The organism is Thiohalocapsa halophila, assembly GCF_016583825.1.
GTDB classification, from domain to species: Bacteria; Pseudomonadota; Gammaproteobacteria; order Chromatiales; family Chromatiaceae; genus Thiohalocapsa; species Thiohalocapsa halophila.
This window is the reverse complement of record NZ_NRRV01000153.1, coordinates 1-2,240: the sequence shown is the minus strand read 5'-3', so window position 1 is coordinate 2,240 and position 2,240 is coordinate 1. Positions and strand designations below refer to the sequence as shown.

Annotated in this window: 1 protein-coding gene and 1 pseudogene; one reads left to right on the top strand and one right to left on the bottom strand. The window is 61.1% G+C overall.

The annotated features are described in order from the left end of the window. Nucleotides 1-121 (top strand): annotated as a pseudogene (locus tag CKO31_RS27075) (IS1595 family transposase); the annotation flags it as partial. A 138-nt stretch (nt 122-259) separates the two neighbouring features. Here the strand turns inward: CKO31_RS27075 and CKO31_RS25565 are convergent. Further along, on the bottom strand, nt 260-2,074 hold the full coding sequence (locus CKO31_RS25565) for a helicase-related protein (protein WP_322789214.1): 1,815 nt from the start codon (nt 2,072-2,074) through the stop codon (nt 260-262). Nucleotides 2,075-2,240: the final 166 nt, after the last annotated feature.

The following is a 2,240-nucleotide window of genomic DNA, read 5'->3' as shown; positions in this document are numbered from 1 at the left end:
CGCCTATCGCTTCAATCGCCGCTTCGATCTGCACGCCCTGCCTGCTCGCCTGCTGGTCGCCGCGGCACGCTGCGAGCCGTGTCCGCTGCACCAGATTCGGTTGGCTGAAACACCTTGCTAATCAGGACGACCGTTGGTGGAGCCACTCCGCGAACCGCCCGTACTCCTTCGGAGCGAGCGGCTTTGCTGCGCCTGAATCGGTCTTTTTGAAATGGCCCGTCAAGAGCAGAACAGCCTGTGTAGTCTCGGAAACCGTCATTCAATCACCACTCGTGGTGGAGGCCAGCGCGACAGGAAAAACCGGCCCGCTGCCCGCCCGCCGCAACAACGCGGCCAGCACCGTCACCGTCCAACCGGAATCAATCACATCGTCAACCAGCAGCACCGGGCTCGAAGGCATCTCTTGCGCCACATCGAACACGCCATCAAGATTGCGGCATTGATGGAACCGATTCTGCTGCATCTTTTGCGGCTCGTTGTCACGCACCTTCCGAATCGCGTCTACGAAGGGAAATCCCAGGCGATCCGCTAGTCGGCGGGCGAAATCCGGAACCAGGTTTGGATGATTGTTCGACGGAACACAGGTAACCCATTGCGGACCCGGATAGGGCCGCCAGCGATCTCGGATCATTTCGGCCATCGCATCCACCAGCGCGTCCCGGAAATGTCCAGCGTGCTTGTCATCGGCCACAAGACCACCCCAGGCGGCATCCCCCCAGCGCGACAGGATGCGGCCCTCCTCCGCCTGCGAGTTCTTTGGAAAGTTCCCTCGGAATCCGTACTCCTGGAATGCCCCAGCCGCCACTTGCTTCTTCGGCTTGAATACGATCTCGGCATGGCGAAGAAAGCGAGCTGCTTCTATGGCCAGTCCACCGTCCACGGCGGTTCCCACGACCGGTTCGCCCCGACACACGGCACACTTGCCGCACTCGGTTGCTCCGGGGTCGTCCAGCGCGTGTCTCAGGAACGCCATCAGACAGGTTCGGCTGTCTACATAAGCGAGAATCTCCTGCCACTCACCTTCCCGTTGCTCGGTAAGACGACGAATACGCTCATGGTCCATCGTGTAGTGGACAGCCGTGCGATACCACCGACTCCTTTCCTTGATCACCGGCGCTGGCGACTCGACGCTCAACACCTTCAATACCTTCTCGATTTGGCCATGCCGAAGATTCAGTTCAGCCTGTATCTCCGGAAGCGACAGGCCATCACTGGCCGCCAGTACGTCGAGTATCGCGTTGACATCCCGCCCGTCCGGGAACGCGCTGCGCCGAAAAAACTCATGGATGTCCTCGTCTTCCTTGCCCGCCAGCAGCACGCCGTAAGCCCTGTCGATCGCACGACCGGCGCGGCCTACCTGCTGGTAGTAAGCGACGACCGAACTCGGTGCCTGGTAGTGGATGACAAAGCCGACATCCGGCTTGTCGTAGCCCATACCCAGCGCCGTCGTTGCGACCAGCACCTTGATCTCATTGCGGAGCAGCAAGTCCTCAAGGTGTTGCCGATAGCTGTTGCTGTCTGGAAAGTCCGATTGCTCGACACTGCCGTAATAGGCCCGTGCCTCGATCCCCCGAGATCGGAGCCAGTCCGCAACCTGCTGGGCGTCCCGCACCGTTAGCACATACACAATGCCGGTGCCCGGCAGCTCGGTAACCTGCTGCGCGAGCCACGCAAGGCGCGATGCCTGATCGCGCAGGCGCAGGGTTTGCAGCACGAGGCTATCGCGCACCAGGGTCCCCCGCTGGATCTGTATATCCCCGAGCTGCGACTGCACGTCGTCGATCACACGATTGTTCGCGGTCGCCGTGGTCCCGAGCAGAGGCATGTTCGGAGGCAGTTGCCGAAGCACGTTGACCAGGCGACGATAGTCCGGCCTGAAATCGTGTCCCCAGTCGGAGATGCAGTGCGCCTCGTCCACGACCAGCAGGCCGACCCTGTCCGCGATCGGCAGAAGCACCTCATCCACGAAGGACTCGTTGGACAACCGCTCCGGCGAGATCAGGATGGCGTCGATCTGGTCCGCCAGGATCTGCTGTTGGACCTGCGGCCAGTCCGCTTGGTTGGTGGAATTGATCGTCGCGGCGCGGATGCCCAGCCGCTGTGCCGCCTCAATCTAGGTAGTTCAGTTTCCGTGGAATCCGCCCCTCGTCGTTCATGCAGAACAGATACTTGGCAGGCAAAGCCGTGACCAGGGTTGAAGAGTCGGCTACAAGCGTCGAATATCGATGGATCTGTAGGCA